Source organism: Jatrophihabitans sp. (assembly GCF_036000465.1).
In the GTDB taxonomy this organism is placed as follows: domain Bacteria; phylum Actinomycetota; class Actinomycetes; order Mycobacteriales; family Jatrophihabitantaceae; genus Jatrophihabitans.
Map to the genome: position 1 here is coordinate 1 of NZ_DASYFV010000059.1, position 22,585 is coordinate 22,585.

16 protein-coding genes and 4 pseudogenes are annotated in these 22,585 nt (G+C 69.4%); 13 read left to right on the forward strand and 7 right to left on the reverse strand.

Annotation, left to right across the window (positions count from 1 at the left end; all coding sequences use genetic code 11):
- The 5 genes and pseudogenes from VGN18_RS17400 to VGN18_RS17415 form a co-directional block, all read left to right on the forward strand.
- Positions 1–257, forward strand: a pseudogene (locus tag VGN18_RS17400) (ABC transporter substrate-binding protein); the annotation flags it as partial.
- Positions 258–316: 59 nt separating this feature from the next.
- Positions 317–1,114, forward strand: coding sequence for an alpha/beta hydrolase (locus tag VGN18_RS17405; RefSeq protein WP_327540984.1), 798 nt, complete (start codon positions 317–319; stop codon positions 1,112–1,114).
- 180 nt (positions 1,115–1,294) lie between these two features.
- The gene (locus VGN18_RS17410) at positions 1,295–1,582 is read left to right on the forward strand and encodes a transposase (protein ID WP_327540985.1); all 288 of its coding nucleotides are present in this window, start codon (positions 1,295–1,297) and stop codon (positions 1,580–1,582) included.
- A 49-nt stretch (positions 1,583–1,631) separates the two neighbouring features.
- Positions 1,632–1,865 (forward strand): annotated as a pseudogene (locus VGN18_RS21225) (IS3 family transposase); the annotation flags it as partial.
- A 44-nt stretch (positions 1,866–1,909) separates the two neighbouring features.
- Entirely contained in the window at positions 1,910–2,122 is a 213-nt protein-coding gene (locus tag VGN18_RS17415) for a DDE-type integrase/transposase/recombinase (protein ID WP_327540986.1), read from the forward strand.
- Between the two features lie 866 nt (positions 2,123–2,988).
- Here the strand turns inward: VGN18_RS17415 and VGN18_RS17420 are convergent.
- Together VGN18_RS17420 and mmsB are read right to left on the reverse strand one after the other, a co-directional pair.
- Positions 2,989–4,548, reverse strand: coding sequence for an amidase (locus tag VGN18_RS17420; protein ID WP_327540987.1), 1,560 nt, complete (start codon positions 4,546–4,548; stop codon positions 2,989–2,991).
- A gap of 339 nt (positions 4,549–4,887) precedes the next feature.
- Positions 4,888–5,868: a 3-hydroxyisobutyrate dehydrogenase gene (gene mmsB / locus VGN18_RS17425; protein WP_327540988.1), complete on the reverse strand. Its 981-nt coding sequence runs from the start codon at positions 5,866–5,868 to the stop codon at positions 4,888–4,890.
- A gap of 122 nt (positions 5,869–5,990) precedes the next feature.
- On the opposite strand from mmsB, the gene VGN18_RS17430 reads away from it, so the two are divergent.
- Both VGN18_RS17430 and VGN18_RS17435 read left to right on the forward strand, forming a co-directional pair.
- Positions 5,991–6,902: a LysR family transcriptional regulator gene (locus tag VGN18_RS17430; protein ID WP_327540989.1), complete on the forward strand. Its 912-nt coding sequence runs from the start codon at positions 5,991–5,993 to the stop codon at positions 6,900–6,902.
- Between the two features lie 682 nt (positions 6,903–7,584).
- Positions 7,585–8,052 carry a MaoC/PaaZ C-terminal domain-containing protein gene (locus VGN18_RS17435; RefSeq protein WP_327540990.1) on the forward strand — a complete coding sequence of 156 codons (468 nt, stop codon included), beginning with the start codon at positions 7,585–7,587 and terminating at the stop codon, positions 8,050–8,052.
- 88 nt (positions 8,053–8,140) lie between these two features.
- Here the strand turns inward: VGN18_RS17435 and VGN18_RS17440 are convergent.
- The 3 genes and pseudogenes from VGN18_RS17440 to VGN18_RS21135 form a co-directional block, all read right to left on the reverse strand.
- Positions 8,141–9,475: pseudogene (locus VGN18_RS17440) on the reverse strand (alpha-galactosidase); the annotation flags it as partial.
- Positions 9,476–9,640: 165 nt separating this feature from the next.
- Entirely contained in the window at positions 9,641–11,188 is a 1,548-nt protein-coding gene (locus VGN18_RS17445; RefSeq protein ID WP_327540991.1) for an IS1182 family transposase, read from the reverse strand.
- Between the two features lie 637 nt (positions 11,189–11,825).
- Positions 11,826–11,978, reverse strand: a pseudogene (locus VGN18_RS21135) (DUF255 domain-containing protein); the annotation flags it as partial.
- Positions 11,979–12,070: 92 nt separating this feature from the next.
- Here VGN18_RS21135 and VGN18_RS17455 point away from each other — a divergent pair.
- Complete coding sequence (locus VGN18_RS17455) at positions 12,071–12,964, forward strand: peptidoglycan-binding domain-containing protein (RefSeq protein WP_327540993.1); 894 nt, start codon at positions 12,071–12,073, stop codon at positions 12,962–12,964.
- A 178-nt stretch (positions 12,965–13,142) separates the two neighbouring features.
- Positions 13,143–16,016, forward strand: a complete 2,874-nt coding sequence (locus tag VGN18_RS17460) for a S8 family serine peptidase (RefSeq protein ID WP_327540994.1) — start codon at positions 13,143–13,145, stop codon at positions 16,014–16,016.
- A gap of 144 nt (positions 16,017–16,160) precedes the next feature.
- On the opposite strand, the gene VGN18_RS17465 is transcribed toward VGN18_RS17460, so the two are convergent.
- Entirely contained in the window at positions 16,161–16,418 is a 258-nt protein-coding gene (locus VGN18_RS17465; protein ID WP_327540995.1) for a DUF6458 family protein, read from the reverse strand.
- A gap of 163 nt (positions 16,419–16,581) precedes the next feature.
- Between VGN18_RS17465 and VGN18_RS17470 the strand changes: the two genes are divergently transcribed.
- On the forward strand, positions 16,582–17,793 hold the full coding sequence (locus tag VGN18_RS17470; RefSeq protein WP_327540996.1) for a saccharopine dehydrogenase family protein: 1,212 nt from the start codon (positions 16,582–16,584) through the stop codon (positions 17,791–17,793).
- A 6-nt stretch (positions 17,794–17,799) separates the two neighbouring features.
- On the opposite strand, the gene VGN18_RS17475 is transcribed toward VGN18_RS17470, so the two are convergent.
- The gene (locus tag VGN18_RS17475) at positions 17,800–18,693 is read right to left on the reverse strand and encodes a hypothetical protein (RefSeq protein ID WP_327540997.1); all 894 of its coding nucleotides are present in this window, start codon (positions 18,691–18,693) and stop codon (positions 17,800–17,802) included.
- Positions 18,694–18,764: 71 nt separating this feature from the next.
- Between VGN18_RS17475 and VGN18_RS17480 the strand changes: the two genes are divergently transcribed.
- The 3 genes from VGN18_RS17480 (at position 18,765) to VGN18_RS17490 (ending at position 22,571) form a co-directional block, all read left to right on the forward strand.
- Positions 18,765–20,237, forward strand: a complete 1,473-nt coding sequence (locus tag VGN18_RS17480) for an aminopeptidase P N-terminal domain-containing protein (protein WP_327540998.1) — start codon at positions 18,765–18,767, stop codon at positions 20,235–20,237.
- 2 nt (positions 20,238–20,239) lie between these two features.
- Positions 20,240–20,683 (forward strand): alternative ribosome rescue aminoacyl-tRNA hydrolase ArfB, encoded by a 444-nt coding sequence (gene arfB / locus VGN18_RS17485; protein WP_327540999.1) that lies wholly within the window; start codon positions 20,240–20,242, stop codon positions 20,681–20,683.
- A gap of 76 nt (positions 20,684–20,759) precedes the next feature.
- Positions 20,760–22,571: a TIGR03767 family metallophosphoesterase gene (locus VGN18_RS17490; RefSeq protein WP_327541000.1), complete on the forward strand. Its 1,812-nt coding sequence runs from the start codon at positions 20,760–20,762 to the stop codon at positions 22,569–22,571.
- Positions 22,572–22,585: the final 14 nt, after the last annotated feature.

The window sequence follows — 22,585 nt, forward strand, 5'->3', positions numbered from 1 at the left end:
AGAAGGCAGGGACTACTGACCGCGCGGCAGTTACGAAGGTGCTTGAAGCAGGCGGCGTCTCATTCGACGGCCCCGGCGGTTCGGTCACGATCGACCCCGGCAGTCACCACGCCGTACAGTCGGTCAGCATCGCTCAGACCAACGGGAAGAATGGTTTCAAGGTTATCGAGACCATCCCGGATGTGAAGCCGGCGTTCGAAATGGAGAAGTGCAACCTCTTGAAGAACCCAACCACCAATGAGCAGTTCATCCCGTAGCGCGTCAGGTGCGTTCGTCCTAAGCCCCATCCGTCCCAGCGAACACAGGAGCTTTCGCCATGCTGCAAGACATCTCCCTGGAGTCCACAACCTCCGCCGACGGCACGGAGATCGCCTACTTCCGTCGCGGCGTCGGCCCCGCGCTTGTCATCACGCACGGCAGCGTCGCCTTGTCAGACGACTGGATTCCGGCAACCGAACACTTGGCGCCATACTTCACATGCCTAGTAATGGATAGGCGTGGCCACGGCCGCAGCGGTGACGCTATCGAGTACGACCTGTCGACCGAGGCCGCCGATATTGCCGCCGTGATGGCAGTTGCGGGTCCTGGCGCCCACCTCATGGGTCACTCTTATGGCGCCTTGTGTGCGCTCGCGTACGCGGAGACCGGCCGTGTCGAGGGCACGCTCCTGCTCTTCGAGCCTCCGCTCGCGGTCGATGGCCCGGTCGCGGGCGAAGGGCTTCATACCTACCGCGAACTAATTGCGGCGGGCGAATACGATGCCGCTATCGAATACGCAGTAATCAATATTGTGCGGGTACCTCCCGACCAAATCCCCGCGCTTCGAGAGGCGCCGCTGTGGGCCACCCTGGTAGAGCTCAGCCCCACATGGACTCGCGAACTGGAGCAGATCGACAACCTCGGCGCTGACCTGACGCACTACGCGTCAATCAACGCCGCGGCTCACCTGATCGCGGGCACCGAGACGACGCCGTTCCTCTACGCGTCAGCTCAGGCACTCGTCGACGTCCTCCCGACGGCATCGATCACCTACTTGGACGGCATGGATCACTTCGCCCATGTTAAGGAGCCGGCCGCCTTCGCCGCAGCCGTCCGGGCGGCTGCATCGCGATAGCACGGACTGCTGGTCAAACGGCACCGGCTTCCTGATCACCGAAGAGGTCCTCCTCTGCGCAAACTAGGTGCGTCTACCGCGCGAGGCATCGTGAATCGACGTAGACGAGTGAAGGAGCCTGACCCGCTTTGCCGGACAGCTGTTCTGAGGCGATGATCGCCTTGGAGAGGAGTCCGTCAGATGCATGCTCCCAAGCCGCCGGAGTTCCGGCTTCGTGCTGTGGAGTTGGTCCGTCGCGGTGAGCAGACGCTGCCGCAGATCGCGCGGGATCTCGGGATCAGGGAGTCGTGTCTGCGCAGTTGGGTGCGTCGCGATGATGTCGATGCCGGGCGCAAGGACGCTCTGACCAGCGACGAGCGCAAGGAGCTGGTCGAGCTGCGTCGCCGCACCCGGGTCTTGGAGATGGAGAACGAGATCCTCAAGCGGGCGTCGGCCTATTTCACGCGGGAGAACGTGCTCCCAAAATAGGGTTCCGGCCGCGGTCCAGGAGCGTGCCGCCGACGGCTTCGACGTCGCGGTGACCTGCCGGGTCCTGAACGTCTCCCGCTCGGGCTATTACGAGTGGCAAGATCGAGGTCCGTCGCAGCGTGATCTCGAGGACGCGTATCTGGCCAACGAGATCCGCGACATCCACGCAGCTTCCCGCCAGACCTACGACGCGCCGCGGGTCGGGTTCGAGCTTCGGCTCGACCGCGGGCTGCGGGTCGGCGGCAAGCGGATCGCCCGCCTGATGCGCCTACTCAGCATCACCGGCGTCTGCGCGGCCCGCACCGCCGGCACCGGCCGGCGCCGGCGGTGCACGACGACCTCGTGCAGCGCCGCTTCGTCGCCGACGCCCCGGACCGATTTTGGTGCACCGACATCACCGAACACCCCACGCGGGAGGGCAAGGTCTACTGCGCCGCCGTGCTCGACGTGTTCAGCCGCCGGATCGTGGGCTGGTCGATCGCCGATCACATGCGCTCCGAGCTCGGTGTGCCGGCTCGGCTGACTCCGCTCGGCCTGTGAGTTCCACATCGCGGTCATGACCAACCTCCTGCCGCTCATCTCGTGGACCTTCGACGAGCGCTCGCTCTACGCCGTCGGCCGGCACCACCGACTTCGTCGCGCGGGCGGAACCTTGCAATTGGCCGTGAAGTGATCGGCGCGCCGGTCAGCCACTGCGAGCGATGCAGAGCGCTCGCAAGGCCAATCCTGGCGGTGATAACTACTCAACGCTCCACGTACGGCGAGCTCGCACGAGCGGTCGAATTCGGCAGGCACATCTACGAGCCCAGCCGATACGGCCTCGAACCCCGCCGCGCACCGACCGCCGTTGGCACGCGAGACCATTTATGGCCCGGTAACCGCCCCACACCGGTGAGAATCTGCGGGCCAAATCACGGCCTGGGGCGGATCGGGCGCCAGCGCTACCTGCCGGTGCGCGCCGCGACCGTTAACACCAGTTCTCCAGGCCGTACGCCGCGATCTTGGCGAGCAGACTCATGCGCCGACGGCTCACCATCCGGCAGGTAAACGACGCCCCGCCCCTCGGCGACAACCTGCTCGAGCGCGACTGCCAGTTGTGCCGCGCACGCACCACGTCGAGCCGAACCCTCCGCCGCCGCACGGAGTGGACCCGCACCCAGCACATCGGCGCAGGCACCACTCTCACCAGGATGACGGCGACGCGCTCGCGTTCCGTCAGCCTCTGACCCATCCCGCCACTATGAACTGCGCCGGCGAGCGGCATTCGCGCCGTACCCTGCCGCTGAGGATGCCGCGCATGCCGTAAGCGATGCTCGGCGACTGCGTCGACGGACAGTTAGCAACTCGTGTCGCTCGGAGATTTCGGACACCTCCGCAGTACCGGGCATCTACGTCCGGCCGGTATCTCAACGATCACTGCTGGCCGACCATGCGGCTACGTTCAGGTCCACTGTCGGCCGCGGAAATTCCCCCGCCAACTGCTCGACGGCGTGCGCGACGCGCAGGACCGTTGCGTCATCGAACCGTCTGCCCACGATCATCATGCCGACCGGCAGACCGTCAAGCAACCCAGCCGGCACGCTGATGGCCGGATGACCCGTGACGTCGAACGCGGCGGTATTGGTCAGCATGCTCAAAGCGCATTCGAGGTACTCAGCGACCGACAGGTCGGCGACGACAGGCAACTCCCGCGCGGTGAATGGGGTGGTCGGCATGACCAGTACGTCGTGATTCACCAGGGCCGCGTCGTAGGCGGCACGCACCTCATAGGCAAGGTTCCGCGCCTTGGCGTAATAGGTGCCGCACCCGGTCTCGAAGCTGTAGCGTCCCGTCATCGCGGTGACCTTTACGGTGGTGGATAGTGAGGCGGCGCGTTCGAGCCGCTCTCGAGCGAAATGCGCGATCAGCTCATCGTCGTAGAGACCCCAGCTGTTCATGCCGTAGCCGTTCCCGTCGAGCATCTGGAAGGTCGTTCCCTCGGTGGCGATGACGTCCCAGACATGCTTGGCGTCGAGGTGCCATGGGACCGATACCTCCTCCGTCGGGAGGCCACGGCTAGCGAGGCGCTCGACCACGGCCCGAACGATGTTGTCCACCCCGACCATCGAGCCCGGGCTCGCGAAGCCTTCGCGGAGCACCCCGATGCGCAGTCCCGCTACCGGCTTTGATAGCTCCGCCACGTAGTCCACCGGCTGCAGGTGGCTGGGTTGGCGGGGATCGAATCCGTCCGGTCCGGCAAGGACACCGAGCATGAGCGCGGTGTCGGCAACTGTACGGGTCATCGGTCCGAGGTGGTCGATGGTCGACTCGATCGGAAAGGCACCTGTGTAGGGGACCAGGCCGTGCGTGGGCTTGTGGCCAACGATTCCGCAGAAGGACGCGGGTATGCGGATCGAGCCGCCCTGATCGCCACCGACGGCCAGGTCGACCTCGCCGCCCGCAACCAGCGCCGCAGAGCCGCTCGAGGACCCGCCCGCGTCGCGCGTCCGATCCCACGGATTGCAGACCGGCTCCCGCCAGGAGGTGAAGCTTGCGCCCGAAAAGCACAGGTCCTCGCAAACGGACTTGCCGGTGATCGTCGCACCGGCATTCAGGAGCCGCCGAACGACCGTCGCATCGCGGCTAGGAATGAACCCGGCGACGGCGGCAGACCCGTTCTCCATGGGGACGCCCGCAACGGCGACGTTGTCCTTGACAGCTGTCGTCCGCCCGTGTAGCTGGCCTTCGGCTATTTCTGTTATGTCGGTAGTGACTGCCCAACCCCTGCTCCGATCGTCTGGGAGCTGGTAGGCCCGGCTAGGAGGTGTTGGTGCGATGCGCTGGTGAAGGCGCTCAACGTGGTCGAAAGAAGATAGGGAAACGGCGATAGCTGCCGCATATTCCGTGACGTCGGCGGCGCTCACCCCGAAGCCGTAGTGCGACGATAGTTCGACGACGCGCTCGTCATCGGGGAATGGAATGTTCACCGGTCCTCCTCGAGATCCTGCGTTGTGTTCAACTTTGCGGCCATGCGGCGACCGGGAAGGCCTCGCATGATCACTTCATCTCGCGCCGAACGCCTGGCGTTCCTGCGGCAGAGCAGGGGTGACCTCGTTGGCGCCGCCGGATAACCGCCGGCCTGAGGTGCAGGGCCGTCAAGCCCGCGATCCTGTGGACGATGATCATGCCGAGTCCTTCGCCGGTATACCCCGGTCCGGTCCCCGCACCGGATGAGACGTCGATGCTCCCCGTCGGAATTGCCCAGCGGCCAACGATGGCGACCGCAGTCGGCTCGCGATCCGTGCCCCCCGGCCGACCTCGCGGTCTCAATGACTCGTGCTGGCGAGGTCGGCGATCGGTGGGGGGAGGCTACCGTCGATGACTTTGACGAAAACCGTGCAATCGCGGTCGGCTAGACCGGCGTCAATGAGCGCGGCCATCGCATCGCGCGCGCGCATCGCGAACTCCAACGGAGTGCCGGTCTCAGACCCGGCGTCGACAGCCAGCCCCAGGTCCTTGTGCATTAGCGCAACTGAGAACCCTCCGACGAAGTCGCGGTTGACGCCCGCAGTTTCGACGACACTTTTGATCGGGTACCAGTTGCGCACCATCCACGAGTCCGCGGACGACATAGTGGCGATTGAGTGAAACACGTTCGGGTCCAGACCGAGACGCTGGGCCAGGACCGCTCCTTCGCACATCCCGACGAGATTGACGCCTGCCATCATGTTGTTGACAACCTTGGCTGCCTGACCGCTACCCGGTTTGCCGGCGTGTACGACGCGGGCTGCGAGGATGTCCAAGTAGGGGCGCGCGGACTGAAGGTCGTCGGCTCGGCCGCCGACCATATATGTCAGTGTGCCGGCGACCGCCCCACTCACCCCGCCAGACACCGGGGCGTCGAGAAAGCGGCGTCCCGTCTCCCGGACAGCCTCGTGAAGTTCACGGGCCAGGTGCGTGGAAATCGTGGAGCTGTCCACAATGAGCGCATCGGCGGTCGCATGGGCAAGAACACCATCCGGGCCAGTGAGCACCGCCTTCACATGCTCGCCACGCGGCAGCATCGTGAATACGACGTCCGCGTCGACAACGGCCTGCTCGATTGTGTCGACGGCCGCGACTCCCCGGGATGCGGCCTTCTGAGCCAGCGCAGCATCCAAGTCAACGCCACGAACGACGTGTCCCGCCAGCACCAGGTTGACGGCCATTGGGCCGCCCATGTTCCCGAGGCCAATCCACGCGATTTGCATAATCTTCCTTTGCAGTGAGAGCGGGTCGCCAGGCATGCTCAGCGTCGTCTCTGTCACCGGCAAACCATCCTGAGTAACATCTTGGTCAGGTGGGTGTGCGGTGACCAGGCTCACTTCGGCATGCTCATTCTGCAGAAGTGCACAACTCGCATCTGCGTCGAAGGGCCGGGAGGGCGATCATGGTCTTGCGGGCCGATGACACTGTGGTGCTGCTAGAGGTCAGTCGCTGCGGAACCCTCTTGGGGGCGGCGAGCGCGCTCGGAGTCGATCATTCGACGGTGTCTCGCCGGCTAAATGCACTGGAGCAGGAGCTGGGTGGCGCGGTGGTCATCCGCTCGGCACATGGGTGCCGGCTCACGGATCTGGGCCGTGAAATCCTCGAAGCTGCGGAGCGCATTGAGCAAGCCTTGGCCGACGTACGTGACCGCAGCGTCCGCTCGACTGGCTCGGCGCAGCTTCGCGGCCTGCTGCAGGTGAGTTCGGTCGACGCCTTCGGCGTCGACATCGCGGCTCCCGTCCTTGCACAGATGCAGAGTCAGCATCCCGAGCTCGCGGTCGAGTTCGTGACAGCCACCCGCCCACTCCTGGGAACGACCGGCGCCGACGTCGAAATAAGCGTGATCGCCCCTGGGCCGCCACCCGAGGGCACGGTCTGCCTTGGCGAATACCGCCTTGGCATCTATGCATCGGACGAGTACCTCACCCGTCACGGCCGGCCGGCCTCTCGCGCTGAACTGCCGGCACATCGCATGATCTTTTATATCGAGCCGCTTATGTCTGTGGGCCCTCTGCAGGTGATCCAGCGCGAGTTTGCCGACTGTACGCTCGGCTTTGCCTCGACGAACGTCTTCGCCCATTTCGCGGCAACCAAGGCTGGCAGCGGAATCGGACTGCTGCCCGCCTACCTCGCCGACCGCGAGGCTTGTCTGACGCGGCTGTTGCCGGACGAGGTTTCGGTGCCTCTGCATTACGTCGCCTTGCTGGCCCCTCGAGCACGGCGGCGGCGAGCGGCACAGTTGTACCTCGGTGCGCTACAACAGGAGGTCGACCGCCGAAGGAGCCAGCTGCTCGGGCTGCGAACAACTTCGTGAATCCTGCGGCTGCTACATGCGAGCGCGCGCGGTTGACGCTACCCCAGGGCGACTCGAGAAGCCCTTCCTGCAGACAAGGAAGACCGAACCATCTGTTCGCTTCCGTGTTGCGCCGGACCAATTCCGCCTCAACGAGGTGTGCGGCCAGTCTGCGACGTCTCGTTCGCCGCCGCGGTACGTCATCCACTTCGGGTCCGGGATGACGATCAGCGCCGCGACGATCTCCTCCGGCGTGTCGTCAGGCCTTGTCAGCACGGCGAGGGCGATCGTCTACATGCAAATTCCGACGGCAGGATCACCCTCCGCGCCGTCGGTCGATTCCTGGGTGAGTGCTGCGGTCGTTCACCCGCAAGCCGGAACGAGGACAGTCCGATGCTGTGCACGAGCCCGACGACGTCGGTGGGCCGATTGGCATTGGCGGATACCTAGTCGACGCCCTCGGAGAGTCGGCCCTAACCACAAATAGAAACTCACATCGATGAACTGAGGCTGACCGTCACATTGGTATCACAATTGTCGGCGCCGCTTAAACTGACCCGGATCGATAGGGATCAAACTTCGAGCGGCGTTGACACCAATCTTGCGAGGCAACCTTGCGGCGCCGGTGTCACGGTCGGGCCGCCCCGTGCCTGGACGCCGGCGGGGTGGGCAAGAGTCGCGCCGCTCGTGGTGGGATGTGACAGTGGACCCGTACTACTTCGAGGACTTCTTCCCCGGACAAGTCTTCCTGTCCCAAGGCCGGACCGTCACCGAGACCGACATCGTCACCTTCGCAGCGTGGAGCTGGGACACCAATCCCGTGCATACGGATGCCGAGTCCGCCCACCTCGGCCGGTTCGGACAGCGGATCGCCCACGGCGTTCTTGGCCTCTCAGTCGCGATGGGCTTGACCTCTCGGCTCGGGGTATTCGAATCGTGTTCGGTCGCGCTACTCGAAGTCGAAAGCTGGACCTTTGTCCGTCCCCTATGCGCGGGCGACACGGTGCGGTGCCGCGTGGAGATACTCGCGACACGGCTGACAAGCCGCGGCGACACCGGCGTCGTGTCGCGGCGCTTCACCCTCCTGGACCAACGCGACCAAGTGATTCAGGAAGGACGCATCGGGCTGCTCGTCACCCTGCGACCTGCAGACAGGACGGGTCCCGCCTAGCGCTTGCGCGAGTCGCCTTTCCGCTTCGAAGCGCCGCTGCCGGTCGACGGTCTCGCCTACCTACCGGGATTGATCGCAGTCGGTGAATTCAATGCCGCTGTAGACGGGAACACGAGTTGACCAGTTTCGATTTGTACCTGCGACCAGAACGTCGGCGGCGGATGCGGAGTGCCATGGCCCGCCATGGCGAACGTGTGCTCGTCGAGAGCAAGACGACGGCACGCAGATCTGTGCTCGAGGAGCGCGCCGCGCGAGGGAGCGTGCTACTCCACTCCACGACGTGCGCGATCATGCATGTCTGGGGCGCTCGCCGCGGGATGGACAACCCGACGGTGGCTAGGGTCTCACCCGACAGGGTGATGCCGTCCCCGCGCCATGACCAGACTTCACCATTTCCCGCGCGCAGGGTTGGCATGACCTGCCGCACTAGGTATCGCCGTCTTGGCTCGAGCCCAGGGACTGTCCACGGCACCATGTCCCGCACCGTCTCGTCGAGCTGCGCGTGTGCGGTGATTGCCTCCGTGCCATCGGCCGAGACGACACCGTAGAGGTACGCGGACTCATCCGGCACGTCGTTGCGAAAGGCCTGTCCGGAGTGCAACAAGGCGCGGTATCTCTTGAAGGCATGTATCCATTCGGCCAGCCGGTTCCGTTCCTCTTCGCTTGCTTGAGTGAGGTCCCACTCGACGCCGAAGCTACCGAAGAACGCTGTCGCGCAACGGAAGTCCAGTGAGAGCCGACGTCCGGTCTGATGATTGATCGGCGCCGCCACGTGCGCGCCGAGGTACTCGAACGGCACGAGTTGGCTCGTCCAACGTTGTATCCGCTGGCGCGACAGAGCATCCGTACAGTCCGAGGTCCAGAACCGGTCCGCTCGCTCGATGACGCCGAGGTCGATCCGTCCGCCACCGGATGCGCAGCTCTTCCACTGGACCGAGGGATGCTCCGCCCGCAGCCGATCGAGGAGTTGGCAGAACCCGACTGTCGCGGGATGCACTCCTGGTGCCCCACTCCGCAGCCCTGACCCCGCGTCGGCGAGCGGGCGATTGTGGTCCCACTTGACGAAATCGATCCGGTAGGTCGACAGCACCGCGGACATCTGCCCGAAGAGGTAGTCGACGACTTCGGGACGGCCGAGGTCGAGCACGAGTTGGTTTCGTGATTCCAGCGGTGCCCGCTGCCCGACACTCAAGGTCCACTGGGGACGGCTTCGGAAGAGGTCGGAGTTCGGGTTGACCATCTCCGGCTCGAACCAAAGACCGAATTCCATGCCTTTGGACTTCACGTAGTCGACGATCGGCTCCAGTCCGTCGGGCCAGACGTCGTCGGACACCACCCAGTCCCCGAGCCCCGCCCGCTCGTCGCGGCGAGAACCGAACCAGCCGTCATCGAGTACCCAGCGCTCTACTCCCGTTTCCGCGGCGAGGTCAGCTAGGAGACCGCTGAATTAGTCGCGTTCGGTGGGTGTGGCCGGGCGGAGTGGTGCATCGGGTTCGGGTGCGGCTGTTGTTGCAGGTCTGGATCTGGCTCGGGGTGGGCTGGTCCCAGGCGTGGTGGCGGGACTGGTTTTGGTTCTGGCAGGCGCCGGTCAGGCCATAACCCAGCCGTTGTGGTCGATGCCCAGGCCGAGGGTGATCATGCGGCGCAGGTTGATGGCGGCGGCGCGGTGGTGGAGCCAGTGGTCGTTCTTGGCGGTGCCGCGGTAGCGGACTTTGCGGTTGCCGCGGGTGAGCCAGGCGATCGAGCGTTCGACCATGGGCCGGTGTTGTCGATAGACGCTCTGGAACTGCGATGTCTCGGCTTGTCGTCGGGCGGCGCGTAGCAGCGTCTCGTGCTCGTGCAGGCTCAGGCTGCGGCCGGTGGCGCTGGTGGTGCAGCGCGAGCGCAGTGGGCAGCCGCGACACAGCACTCCGAAGCCGAAGCTGCGGCTGGGTGTGATCTTCTTCGTGTGCCCGGCCGGGCAGGTGATCGTCTGCGCGGCGTCTTCGAGGGTGAAGTCGTCGATGCTGAACCCGCCGGGCACCGGGGTGCGCAGCGGCCAGGGTTTGATCACCGCGCTGTGTCCGGCCTCGGCCAGCGCGGCGCGGGCATCGCCGGTGCCGTAGGCCGAGTCGGCCAGCACCTCGAGCGGTTCGTCCTCGCCGTCGAGCAGCCCCAGGCCGACGACCGCGTCGTGGCTGTCCAGGCCGCTGGCTTTGGTCAGGACGCAGTCGGTGATGATGCCGCTGTCGGGCTCGATCGCGATATGGGCCTTGAACCCGTCTTGGCGCCGCGACACCGTCTTGTGCGCATGCCGCGCCTCGGGATCGACGGTGGAGATCACCCGGTCCGGAGCGACGCGCTGGGCGATGCGCCACTGCCCGTCGGTGCCGTCTGATCCCTCGACCGGCTCGACGTCCTGACCGGCGATCAGCGCCAGCAGCGCCACTGCGTCGGCGGCTTTCGCGTCGAGTTCCTGCTCGGGCAGATGCCCGAGCAGCCGGTGCGCGTCGCCGACCAGGGCGTCGACCAGGTCGGCCCGGGCTGCCTCGTCATTCCACGCGATCTTCGGCTTGCCGGGGTCGTCGCAGTCGTGCGCGCGGCACTGCGCCGCAATCACTTCGCCCGCCCCGGGGACCTCGCGGCGGACCCGGCGGATCGCCGCGATCAGCTGCGTCACGGTGTCCTGGGTGGCGACCGCATCATCGAGGACCGTGGAGTCCAACGCCCGACGGGTCTTACCGGCCAGCACCCCGGTTTCGGCCACGACCTGCTTGACCGCCTCGAAAATCCGGTTCGGCCGCTCGCTGGCTGCCAGGCGACGACGCCAATACGTCAACGTCGTCGGGTGGAACGCCGCCGCCGTGACCGGCAACCCGCACGCCGCCTTCCACCGCAGATCGAAGGTCACCGCCTCAACGGTCTCGCTGTCCGACAGACCGTGCAGCGCCTGCAGCGTGATCACCGCGGCCATCACGTCCGCCGGCACCGAAGGCCGCCCACGACCGGTCGGGAACAGATCCTCGAACAACACGTCCGGGAACAACTGCCGCCGATGCCCGGCCAGGAAAGCGAACACACTGCCCGGCTTCAACAGATGACCCGCGACCGACTCAACATCCAGCAACTCACGCTGCCGCTGCGATTTCCCCTGCACCGGAAAATCATCCCGACACCCGAAGATCAACAGGGTCAGCCGCGCGGATTGTTCAGCGGTCCCTAGCTGAAAGCCGGGGCACTTGGCCACGGTTGATCGACGCTCTCGGCCGGGTTCACAGCGTGGCCGGTCACCGAGCCTCGGTAAGAAGCCGGATCATCTGTCCGATGACGCTCAGGTGCGCAGAGCGCCACACCTGTCGTTGCTCGAAATGCCAGACGTATATCGGGCTGCCGTCACGAATGAGCCCACGCAAGCGCGGTTCACCGAGCTCATCGGCCGACCACTCGTACAGGCGTTGCAGGCGCGGCAAGATTACGGCGTAGTCGATCAGGCGGCCGAAACGGTGCTCGTCGCCGATATAGGCCTCAACCTGGTTGTCGAGCGGATAGCGGTCTGGCAGCACGCGGCCGAGGGACAGGAATACCGCGGCCATGCCCAGGCGCGGGTCGCCGAGGATGCGGCCGAGGGCGGCGAATCGCCCTAGCGCGAGGCGTGGCGCAGCAACGAGCGCATGCGTGTACAGGACCCGCGCCAACGTAACGTTCATGAAGAAGCGCTCCGGTGCGCTCTCTGCTTCGGCGAGCCGCTGGTTCTCGAGGTAGCCACTCACAATGCTGGCGTTGTGTGCCCGGTACCAGTGGCACGCCGCGTAGCCGACCGACAGCAGGATCGGGACGTCGCGCTCGCGGGCCGACGCGAACGCCTCGTCCGACCACTCCCACCAGTCGACCGGGTTGTCGGCGTGCTGGCGCAGGTAGGGCGAGGTCGAGGAGCCGAGCCGGTTCATGAACCCCACCCTGCCAGCCGCCCGCGGCGTTGCCCCTTCGGCTGCCCTCTCGGTCGCGTGCCGGGCCGGTCGCCGCGGCTAGGTTCGCGAGCATGTCGGGCGAACCGGAGATCCAGGAGGGCGAGAGCGGCGAGTGGGTCCTGTACCTGCAGCAGCTCATGCGCCACCACCTGTTCTGGAACGGCCAGGACGACGGCACGTTCACGCCGGAGCTGACCACGGCCGTGATCGCGCTGCAGCAGTCGGCCGCGATCTCGCCGGCCGACGGCGTGGTGCGGGCCGCGACCTGGGACTCGCTGCACGGGCTGTCGGCCACCGACAACCAGGGGTACGGGCAGGGCGAGCACCACACGCCGGCCGAGCCGGCCTCGACCGGCGGCTCGGCCAACCCCGCGGCCGGGGTCGGCGTGCCGTCCTTCACCTACACGCTGCCCAACATCACGCTGGCCGAGGCGACGGTCGCGACGCCGAACGCGGTCGTGCACATGCAGCTCTTCCTGAGCGGCACCGTGCAGGTGACGTTCCAGCAGTCGGTGCAGGGCTACACGCTCAACCTCAACGACGGCGAGTGGAAGGTCGCGGCGCAGAGCACCTTGCACGGCGTGCAGGAGGGTGTCGAGGTCAGCGGGTTCGTCAGCGGCCAGCCGTCCATCGCCTCGCAGTGGGGCAACCAGTTCGGTCAGACGAGCGTCCAGTTCACCGCGCCGAACACGATGACGTTCGCCGGCCAGGTCAACATCGACTACCCGGCCGACACCGCGCAGGGGCCGGCCAAGGTGACCGGCCAGCCGGGCTATCAACTGGTCGTCACCGTCACGCCGAACGCGACGCCCGACCCGGAGCTGGTCGACGAGCCGAGCTGGTTCGAGGTGCACGCCGGCGAACTCGCCGCGGCGGCGGCCGTGGTGCTCGTCGTCGGCGTCGCGATCGCGCTCGCCCCCGAGACGGGCGGCGGCAGTCTCGTGCTCGCCGGAGCCGCCCTCTGACGCCGGTGGCCGACCACTCCATGATCATGACGGGCGATTGACAACCGGTACATTTGCCAATCACAGTGTTTCAGGATCGGCGGGCACGTCCGCCTTCGTGCCATGGACGCGGCCACAGTTCGTCCGAGCTTGGAGTTCTCACCTCATGACACCCCCGGCCCGGGTCCGTTCGCTTGTCGTGGCCGCGTTGTCGGTCGGCGCGCTGCTCGTCCCGACCACCGCCTCGGCCGACCCGGCCACGCCCGCCCCGGTCGGGCCGGTGTCCGCTGATCGGCTGCAGCGCGCCGTCGCCCAGAGCTCGCACGTCGTGTTCCTCGTGCACACCACGGACACCCACAGCGGTCTGCGGTCGGCCATCGCCGGCGCCGGCAGCGCGCACCTCGCGGTGCGGCACCGCTTCCCGGCCCAGCACCTGTTCTCCGTCGAGGTCACCCGCTCGGCCGCGGCGGCGACCCGCGCCCGCCTCGCCGCCCTGCCCGGCGTCGCCAGCGTCGAGACGTCGGCGCCCCGCTTCTTCTCCGGCACCCCGGACGATCCGCGGTTCGGCAGCCAGAGCGCGTACCTCGACGCGATCGCCGCCCCGGCGGCGTGGTCCCGCCAGCACGGTTCGGCGTCGGTGCGCATCGCCGTCGTCGACAGCGGCATCGACGTCGGCCACCCCGATCTCGCCGGCAAGGTCGTCGCGACCTACGACGCCCGCACCGGCGGCACCGACATCACCGACACCCTCGGGCACGGCACCTTCGTGGCCGGCGTGGCCGCCGCCGCGACGGACAACGGCGTGGGCATCGCGGGCGCGGGTTACGACACCACCCTCCTCGGCGCCAAGATCGCCGCCCCGGACGGCTCGATCACCATCGACGACGAGGTCGCCGGCATCCGTTGGGCGGTCGCGCACGGCGCCTCCGTCATCAACCTCAGCCTCGGCGGCCCGGTCGCGAGCGCAGCCGAGCGCAGTGCCGTCGCCTACGCACAGAGCAAGGGCGTGCTCGTCGTCGCGGCGGCGGGCAACGATGCCGACTCCACGCTGCAGTACCCGGGCGCCTACCCCGGCGTCGTGTCCGTCGGCGCGATCGACACGACCGCCCGGTCCCGGGCCGACTTCTCGACCTACGGGTCCTGGGTCACGCTCGCCGCGCCCGGCGTCAACCTGGTCTCGACGACGCCGCTGGCCGGCTCGGACTTCTTCTCCTCCACGACCGGCTACGGCCAGGGCGACGGCACCTCCTTCGCGTCGCCCCTCGTCGCCGGCGAGGCGGCGCTGCTGCGGGCCGAGAACCCGACGATGTCGCTGGCCGCACTGCGCCACGCGCTCGTCGCGTCGGCGCACGGGTACACCGGTCTCGGGCTGGGCGCGGGCCAGGTCGACTTCGCACTCGCGCTGCGCCACGTGCCGCCGACCAGTCGCCCCACCGCGATCGCCGCCGTCGGCACGGCCGGCGCGATCCGGCTCACGGCCCGGACCACCGCGCCGCGCGTGGCGTTCCGCGTCGACGGCCACCTCGTCGCCACGGCTGCCGCGATCGGCGGCACCGCCACCGCCACCTGGCCGTCCTTCGGCTACGCGAACGGCCCGCACACGCTGCAGGCACTGGACTGCACGGAGTTCGGCGAGTGCGCGGCCACCAGCGCCGCGTCCCCGTTCCCGGTCGAGAACTCGGCGCCGGTCGTGACCTCGCCGGCGCCCGGCCGCACCGTCACCGGCCGCTTCCTCGTCAGCGGCGCGCACCCCGGCGGCGGAGGCGTCGCGCTGCTCGTCGACGGCCGGCTGGCCGGCTTCGACAGCCGCGCCCCCTACGGGTTCGCGGTCAACGGCAGCGTCCTCACCCGGGGGGCGCACTCGTTGCAGCTGCGCCTGTGCGACACGACGCGCACCCGGTGCGCGAGCCCGTCGTCGCCGGTCCAGCCGGTGTCGGTCGTCGCGCTGCACCCGAGCATCGCCGGGCTGTCGCCGATCACCGTCAGCCCGAACGCCGACGGCCGTCAGGACGCCGCGACGCTGACGTTCACGCTGCCCGACGCCGAGAACGTCACCATCGACACGATCGACCGCTACGGGCGCGTTGTGGCCCGCAACCCGTTGGGGTATCTGACGAGCGGGCGGCGCACCTTCGTCTGGCGGGCCCGCGCGGCGGGCGGCCGGACGCTGCCCGACGGGCGCTACTCGCTGGCGGTCACGTCGCGGCGCTCGGTCGACGGCGCGGAACTGCGTGGCTGGGCGTCGCGCGTCGGCATCGTCGACACCCGGGCCCCGCGGCTGACGTCGATCACCGGGAACCGGACGCTGTTCTACCCACGCCCGGATCGCTTCCGCGACCTCTTCTCGCCCCACGTCACCCTCGACGGCCGGGCCCGGCTCTCGCTGACCATCCGGACGCCCGCCGGCAGCTGGGTGCGCACGATCTCCGTCTCGCGCGGCGCCGGACCGACCTACATCTCGTGGAACGGCATCGACCGACACGGCCACTTCGTCCCCGCCGGCCGGTACCTCTGGGAGTTCCGCGCCACCGACAGCGGCGGCAACAGCGTGCACACCCCCCAGTTCCTCGTCACCGTCTCGGCCCGGCGGCTCGTGACGGTCGCGCAGGACCTCACCCTCAACGGCGCGGCCGCGCTCGAGGCGGGCGGCACCGACCCGGCCTGCGCGTCGGCCCGCACGGCCCGCTCGGCGTTCCCGCACGGCGTGCTGCTCAGCAACGCGTGCGCCGACAACGGCTACGACCTGGCCTTCGCCGACTACGTGTTCACGCTGCCGTCGGCCGTCCGCTTCGGCAACGTCGCGATCCGCGCCTACGGCCACTCACGAATGCACCCGTCGGAGCTCACCGCGTCGGTCCAGCGCAGCGACGGTGGTCTCGAGGTGCCGCGCTACATCACGATCTCGAGCGGACTCGACCGCTGGTACACGATCGCGACGATCCCGGCCGCGGGCCACGTCACCCCGCAGCGGCAGATGTTCATCGCGCTCGTGCTGGACAGCCTCTACCGCGGGCGCAACGACTTCGACGTCAAGTACGCCCAGCTGCACTTCACCTACACGACCCTGCGCTGACACTCAGGTTCGGCAACCGGCCCAGGAAACGCGCAAAGGCCGCCCGGCGGGTGCCGGACGGCCTTCGCGACCCACGTCCGAGGTCCGGTAGGGGGGCACCAGGACCGGACCTGCGTGGGACGGCTCGGTGAGCCGCGGAACGACTCAGTACGCGCGGTTGACCGGGTCGGCCGGGTCCGAGACGTAGGTGACGGTGTTGGCCGGGGCGACCGGCGCGCGGTGCACGACGGTGGTGCGGCGGCGCGGCGCCCACATGAAGACCTCGAACAACAGGCCGATGACGCCGACGATCATGAGGATCACTCCGACGACGCCGAGGTTGATGCCGTTGACCGAGTCGGTCACGGCGAACTTGAGGATGGCGCCGAGGGCGATGAGGAAGAGACTGGCTCCGATGCGCATGACGACGGGCCCCTTTCGGACGTGGACCGAGCGACCGCAACTTGCGGCGCCAACGGGATACCCGCGCCCTCGGACCGTGTAACCGGCGTGAGCGCGCCCCCGCGGCGTGACGCGGGCGACCTCGACCGGACGGGCGCCGCCGCGGCCACTAGATTCGCTGAGCATGGTCCCCCGTGCTCCCCGACCCGCGCGCTCCACGCCCCGCTCGAAGCGGGACTTCGACATCGTCGTGTTCGGTGCGACCGGCTTCGCCGGAAAGCTCACCGCCGAGTACCTGGCCCGTAACGCCCCGGCCGGCTGCCGCTGGGCCCTGGCCGGGCGCAACCCGGCCAAGCTCGCCGCCGTGCGGTCCGACCTCGCCACCGTCGACCCGGCGCTGGCCGACCTCCCCCTGCTCACCGCCGACGTCACCGATCCGGCATCGCTGCAGGAGGTCGCCCGGCGCGCCCGCGTGGTCATCACGACCGTCGGTCCCTACGCCCTCTACGGCGACGCGCTGGTGGCCGCGTGCGCCGCCGCCGGCACCGACTACCTCGACCTCACCGGCGAGCCCGAATTCGTCAACACCAGCTTCGTGCGCCACCACCGCACCGCGCTCGACTCCGGCGCCCGGCTGATCCACGCCGCCGGGTTCGACTCGATCCCCCACGACCTCGGCGTGTACTTCACCGTGAAGCAGCTGCCCGAGGGCGTGCCGCTGACGGTGTCGGGCTACGTGCGGGCCGCGGCCGCGTTCTCCGGCGGCACGTTCCACTCGGCCATCACCGCGATGTCCCGGCCGCGGCAGAACCTCTCGGCCGCGCGCGACCGCAAGGCGGCCGAGACCCGGCCGCCGAACCGCCGCGCGACCGCCGTGACCGGCCGCCCGCACCGCGACCCGATCGATGGCGGCTGGGCGTTGCCGCTGCCCACCCTCGACCCGCAGATCGTCACCCGGTCGGCCCGCGCCCTCGAGCGGTACGGACCCGACTTCCGGTACTCCCACTTCGCCTCGCTGCCGCACCTCTACACCGCCGCCGGCGCCGCGCTCGGCATCGGCGCGGTGGCCGGGCTGGCCCAGATCCCGCCGGCGAAACGGGCCCTGCTGCGACGCATCTCGCCAGGCGACGGGCCCTCGGCCGAGAAGCGGGCGCAGAGCTGGTTCACCGTCACCTTCGTCGGCGAGGGCGGCGGTGAACGCGTCGTCACCCGCGTCTCGGGCGGCGATCCCGGCTACGACGAGACGGCCAAGATGCTGGCCGAATCCGCCCTCAGCCTGGCCTTCGACGACCTGCCCGCCACGGCCGGCCAGGTGACCACGGCGGCGGCGATGGGTGACGCGTTGCTCGACCGGCTGCGCAAGGCCGGCATGGGCTTCGAGGTGCTGGCGGGCTGACCCGGATCAGCCGCGCTCGTCGGGCGGGCGCGGCAGCTGGGTCGTCTGATCGCTCGCCGTGCCGGCGGGAGGCCCGTCGTCGTCGCTGCCGCGGGAGTGCCGGGGCAGCACCGTCGTCCGGTCCGGCTCGGCTGCGGGAGCGTCGGGGGCGGGCGGGTTGCCCGGACCGTCGAAGGAGCCGTAGCTCGGGATCGGCCCGCCGGCCACGGCCGGGTTGATGGCCGTGCCGCTCACCCGCTGCGTCGAGGTCGCGACCGCGCCGGCGACGGCGCCGACGACCAGTCCGAGCGCCAGGCCGAGCACGATGTCGAAGCTGCTCAACGGACTGAACACGGCATCGGTGAAACGTCCGACACCACGCTGGCCGAAGCCGTCGACGACGACGCGACGCACGACGCCGGCGAACACGGTCGCCGTGAGCACCGCCATCCAGATCGTGACGAACACCCGGCCGAAGCGCACCGGCCCGCGGGCGGTGATCAGCACGATCAGCGCGGTGACGACGAACAGCGTGGCCAGGCCGGCCAGCTGGCTCAGCAGGATGTGCTGGGTGTCGCTGTCGAGCGGCGTGAACCGCCAGGACAGGTTCAGTACCGCGTAGACGAACCGGCCGGGGAACGTGCTCGTGTGGGACTCGACGTAGTGCTGCAGGTGCTTCGCGATCGCGGTGTTGCCGACCAGCGCGGTGATCACCAGCTCGACCACGAACGCCACCACGATCACCTGGCCGGTGCGGGCGCGCCGCACCGCCGGGCCGGGCGGCAGGGGGGTTGCGACCGGGGTCGGGTAACCGCCGGCCGGCGCGTTCCACGACGGCCCCGGCTGCCCGGCCGGCGCCTGGCCGGGCCGGTCGGTCGCAGCGGGGACGCCGCCTGTCTGCTCGCGCTCACCGGGATGCATGACGCCAAGGTAGGGCATCGGCCGGGCCGATTCGGGCGCCCGGGTGCCCCCGGCGGGCCTAGAATCGGCGCATGGCCGAAGATCAGACGCAGCCCGACGAGACCGAGTCGCACGACATCCCGTTCCCGGAGCATCTGCGCCAGGCGGTCGCGGCCGATTGGGACCCGGCCCCGGTCATGCCCCACCCCGCTCGTCCCGACGTCGCGCCGCACGCCGCGCCCCGCCGCGCCGCGCTGTCGGCGAAGTACCCGCGCCAGCTCATCGTGATCCCGGCAGGCGGGCTGCGGCCGCGGGCCAACGACACCGACTTCGCGTTCCGCGCGTCCAGCTCGTTCACCTGGCTGACCGGCGAGACGGTCGAGGACGCCGTGCTGGTCATGACGCCGACGGACACCGGCCACGACGCCACGCTCTACGTCCGCGAGTACGCGCAGCCGGGCGAGGTCTCCTACTTCACCAGCCGCCTGCACGCGGCGATCTGGGTCGGCAACGTGCCCAGCCTGGGCGACACCGCCGACGTGCTCGCGATCAGCACACGCCCGCTCGCCGCGCTCGCTGGTGATCTCGCCGCCTTCCGCGACGACGCCGGCAAGCTGCTGCGCGGCCTCGACCCGGCCGTCGACGCGCTGCTGCCCAAGGCCGACGACACCGATCTCGCCCGGACGCTCGACGAGCTGCGCCTGGTGAAGGACGACTGGGAGCTCGACCGGCTGCGCCACGCCTGCGAGATCACCGCCCGCGGCTTCGCCGACGTCGCCCGCGAGATCCCGCACGTCATCGGGCGGGGCGACCTGCGCGGCGAGCGCTGGCTCGAAGGCACGTTCTGGCGTCGGGCCCGGCTCGAGGGCAACGAGGTCGGCTACACCTCGATCGTCGGCTCGGGCGCGCACGCCACGACGCTGCACTGGTGGCGCAACCACGGCGTCATCGAGCCGGGCACGCTGCTGCTCGCCGACATGGGCGTCGAGACCGACGAGCTCTACACCGCCGACGTCACCCGCACGATGCCGGTCGACGGCGTCTGGTCGCCGGCGCAGCTCAAGGTCTACCGCGCGGTGCAGGAGGCCCAGGCCACCGGCATCGCCGAGGTGAAGGCCGGCGCCGACTTCCTCGCCGCGCACAAGGCGGCCATGTTCGTGCTGGCCGATCACCTGCACTCGTGGGGCGTCCTGCCGGTCACGGCCGAGGTCTCGTGCGCCGAGGACGTCGAGGCGCCCGGCGCCGGGCTGCACCGCCGGTGGACCCTGCACGGCACGTCGCACATGCTCGGCATCGACGTGCACGACTGCGCCCTCGCCCGCCAGGAGAACTACCGCGAGGGCACGCTCGCGGCGGGCCACGTGCTCACCGTCGAGCCCGGCCTGTACTTCCAGCCGAACGACCGCTCGGTCCCGGCCGAGCTCCGCGGTATCGGGGTGCGCATCGAGGACGACATCGTCGTCACCGACGGCGCGCCGATCAACCTGTCGGGTGACCTGCCCCGCGACCCGGACGAGATCGTCGCCTGGATGCGCGACGCGCAGGGCTCACCGGCCGCCCCCTGACGGTGGCCGATGTCGTCCTGCGTCCCGCCCGCGGCCTGCCCCGCGGGCTGGTGATCCCGGACGCGGAACTCGTCGAGCGGTTCAGCCGCTCGTCCGGCCCGGGCGGGCAGGGCGTGAACACCACCGACAGCCGGGTCGAGCTGCGCTGGGACGTCGCGGCGTCGACGGCGGTCAGCGACGAGCAGCGCGCCCGCCTGCTCGACCACCTCGGGCACCGCCTGGTCGACGGCGTGCTGTCGATCGCGGCCTCCGAGCACCGCTCCCAGCTGCAGAACCGCACCGCCGCCCGCGCCCGGCTGGCGAACTACGTCACGGAGGCGCTCGAGCCGCCGTCGCCGACCCGGCGGGCGAGCCGGCCGTCGCGTCGAGCCCGCGCGCGCCGGCTCGACGCGAAACGGCACCGCGGGGAGATCAAGGCGGCCCGGCGCCGGCCCGCGGAGGACTGATCCCGTTTCGAATGGCGGGGGTCCGGCCCCCGTGCCACGCTCGGGCCGACCCCGACGCGAAAGCAGGCCCCCGCGGATGACCGACGACCGGACGCCCCGTTCGACCGAATCGGGCAGCATCAGCCGCCGCCGCCTGCTCGGGCTCGGCGCCGCGGCCGCCGCCGGCGTGGCCGCCGCCGGCTCGGTGCTCGGGTCCCCGGCCGCCGAGGCCGCGAGCGTCACGTACCCCGTCGCGCCCGGCGGCACGACGCTGGCCCGCACGCTGCTGCACGGCGCGCCCGAGGCAGGTGGCTACCGCCCGATCGTCACCGGCCCGGGCGAGCCGACGCTCGTGCGCGGCGACCTGCTCGGCGGCGCCGCGCGCGGCTCGGGCACCCGCACGCCGCTCGTCGCGTTCAGCCACCTGACCGACATGCACATCGTCGACGCGCAGTCACCGGCCCGCGTCGAGTTCCTCGACCGTTTCAACGACCCCGGCAACCCGCTCGCGAGCACCGCGCCGTTCTCGTCGGCCTACCGGCCGTGGGAGATGCTGACCGCGCACGTCGCCGAGGCGATGGTGCAGGCCCTGAACGCGCTGTCCGGAGCCCCGGTCACCGGGCGTCCGATCGACTTCACCATCAGCACCGGCGACAACGCCGACAACACCCAGTACAACGAGCTGCGCTGGCACATCGACCTGCTCGACGGCCACGCGTCGATCCGGCCCGACTCGGGCAGCACCTCGGCGTGGGAGGGGGTCGGCGGCAGGAGCGACCTCGACACCGCCTACTGGCACCCCGACGGCACGTCGTTGCTGAGCACGCCCGACAACTACCGCGCCAAGTACGGGTACCCGACCGTGCCCGGCCTGCTCGACCGCTGCCGTGCCCCGTTCACCGCCACCGGGCTGGGTACCGAGTGGTACAGCGTCTTCGGCAACCACGACGGCCTCGTCGAGGGCAACGTCCCGGGCAACGCCGCCCTCAACGCGATCGCCACCGGGGGGCTCAAGCCGACCGGACTGCCGCTCGGCATCGACGTCACCGCTCTCGTGCAGGCCGTCGCCGCGGGCGACCCCGCCGCCCTGACCCAGCTGCTCTCCCTCGCCCCGGTCAAGCTGGTGACCCCCGACGCGAGGCGCCGCCTGCTCAACCGCACCCAGACCGTGTCGGAGCACTTCACCACCACCGGCGCCCCGGTCGGGCACGGCTACACGAGCGCGAACGTCAGCGCCGGCACCGCCTACTACTCGTTCGAGAAGGCGGGCGTGCACTGCATCTCGCTCGACACCGTCAACCCGAACGGCTACTCCGACGGCTCGCTCGACGCCGCGCAGTTCGCCTGGCTGACCCAGGAGCTGGCGACCAACAGCTCGCGCTCGCTCGACGCGTCGGGCAACTGGGTGGCCGGCTCGGGTCAGGACAAGCTGATCGTGATCTTCAGCCACCACACGGTCGCGACGATGGGCAACACCATCGGCGTCGGACGGGTGGACGGCAACACCGTGGCCACGCTGCTGCTGCGCTTCCCCAACGTCATCGCCTGGGTCAACGGGCACACGCACGTGAACTCGGTGACGCCGCACGCCCGGCCGACCGGTGCGGCCGTCGGCGGCGGGTTCTGGGAGGTCAACACCGCCTCCCACGTCGACTGGCCCGAGCAGTCGCGCGTCGTCGAGCTGGTGAACAACGGCGACGGCACCCTGTCGATCTTCGGCACGATCGTCGACCATGCGGCCCCGACCACCTGGCCGAGCAACCCGTCGGCCCCGCTCGAACTGGCCGCGCTCTCCCGCGAGCTCGCCGTCAACGACCCGCAACGCGACCCCGAGACGACCACCACCGACGGCAAGCGCGGCTCGCTCGCCGACCGCAACGTGGAGCTGCTCGTCCGCGCCCCCTTCTGACCCGCCACCGACGT

Bases quoted from the DNA above. Each gene is read 5' to 3' on its own strand.
- VGN18_RS17405 (WP_327540984.1), top strand. From the start codon at position 317: ATGCTGCAAGACATCTCCCTGGAGTCCACAACCTCCGCCGACGGCACG.
- VGN18_RS17410 (WP_327540985.1), top strand. From the start codon at position 1,295: ATGCATGCTCCCAAGCCGCCGGAGTTCCGGCTTCGTGCTGTGGAGTTG.
- VGN18_RS17430 (WP_327540989.1), top strand. From the start codon at position 5,991: ATGGTCTTGCGGGCCGATGACACTGTGGTGCTGCTAGAGGTCAGTCGC.
- VGN18_RS17455 (WP_327540993.1), top strand. From the start codon at position 12,071: ATGTCGGGCGAACCGGAGATCCAGGAGGGCGAGAGCGGCGAGTGGGTC.
- VGN18_RS17465 (WP_327540995.1), bottom strand. From the start codon at position 16,418: ATGCGCATCGGAGCCAGTCTCTTCCTCATCGCCCTCGGCGCCATCCTC.
- VGN18_RS17470 (WP_327540996.1), top strand. From the start codon at position 16,582: ATGGTCCCCCGTGCTCCCCGACCCGCGCGCTCCACGCCCCGCTCGAAG.
- VGN18_RS17475 (WP_327540997.1), bottom strand. From the start codon at position 18,693: ATGCATCCCGGTGAGCGCGAGCAGACAGGCGGCGTCCCCGCTGCGACC.
- VGN18_RS17480 (WP_327540998.1), top strand. From the start codon at position 18,765: ATGGCCGAAGATCAGACGCAGCCCGACGAGACCGAGTCGCACGACATC.
- VGN18_RS17490 (WP_327541000.1), top strand. From the start codon at position 20,760: ATGACCGACGACCGGACGCCCCGTTCGACCGAATCGGGCAGCATCAGC.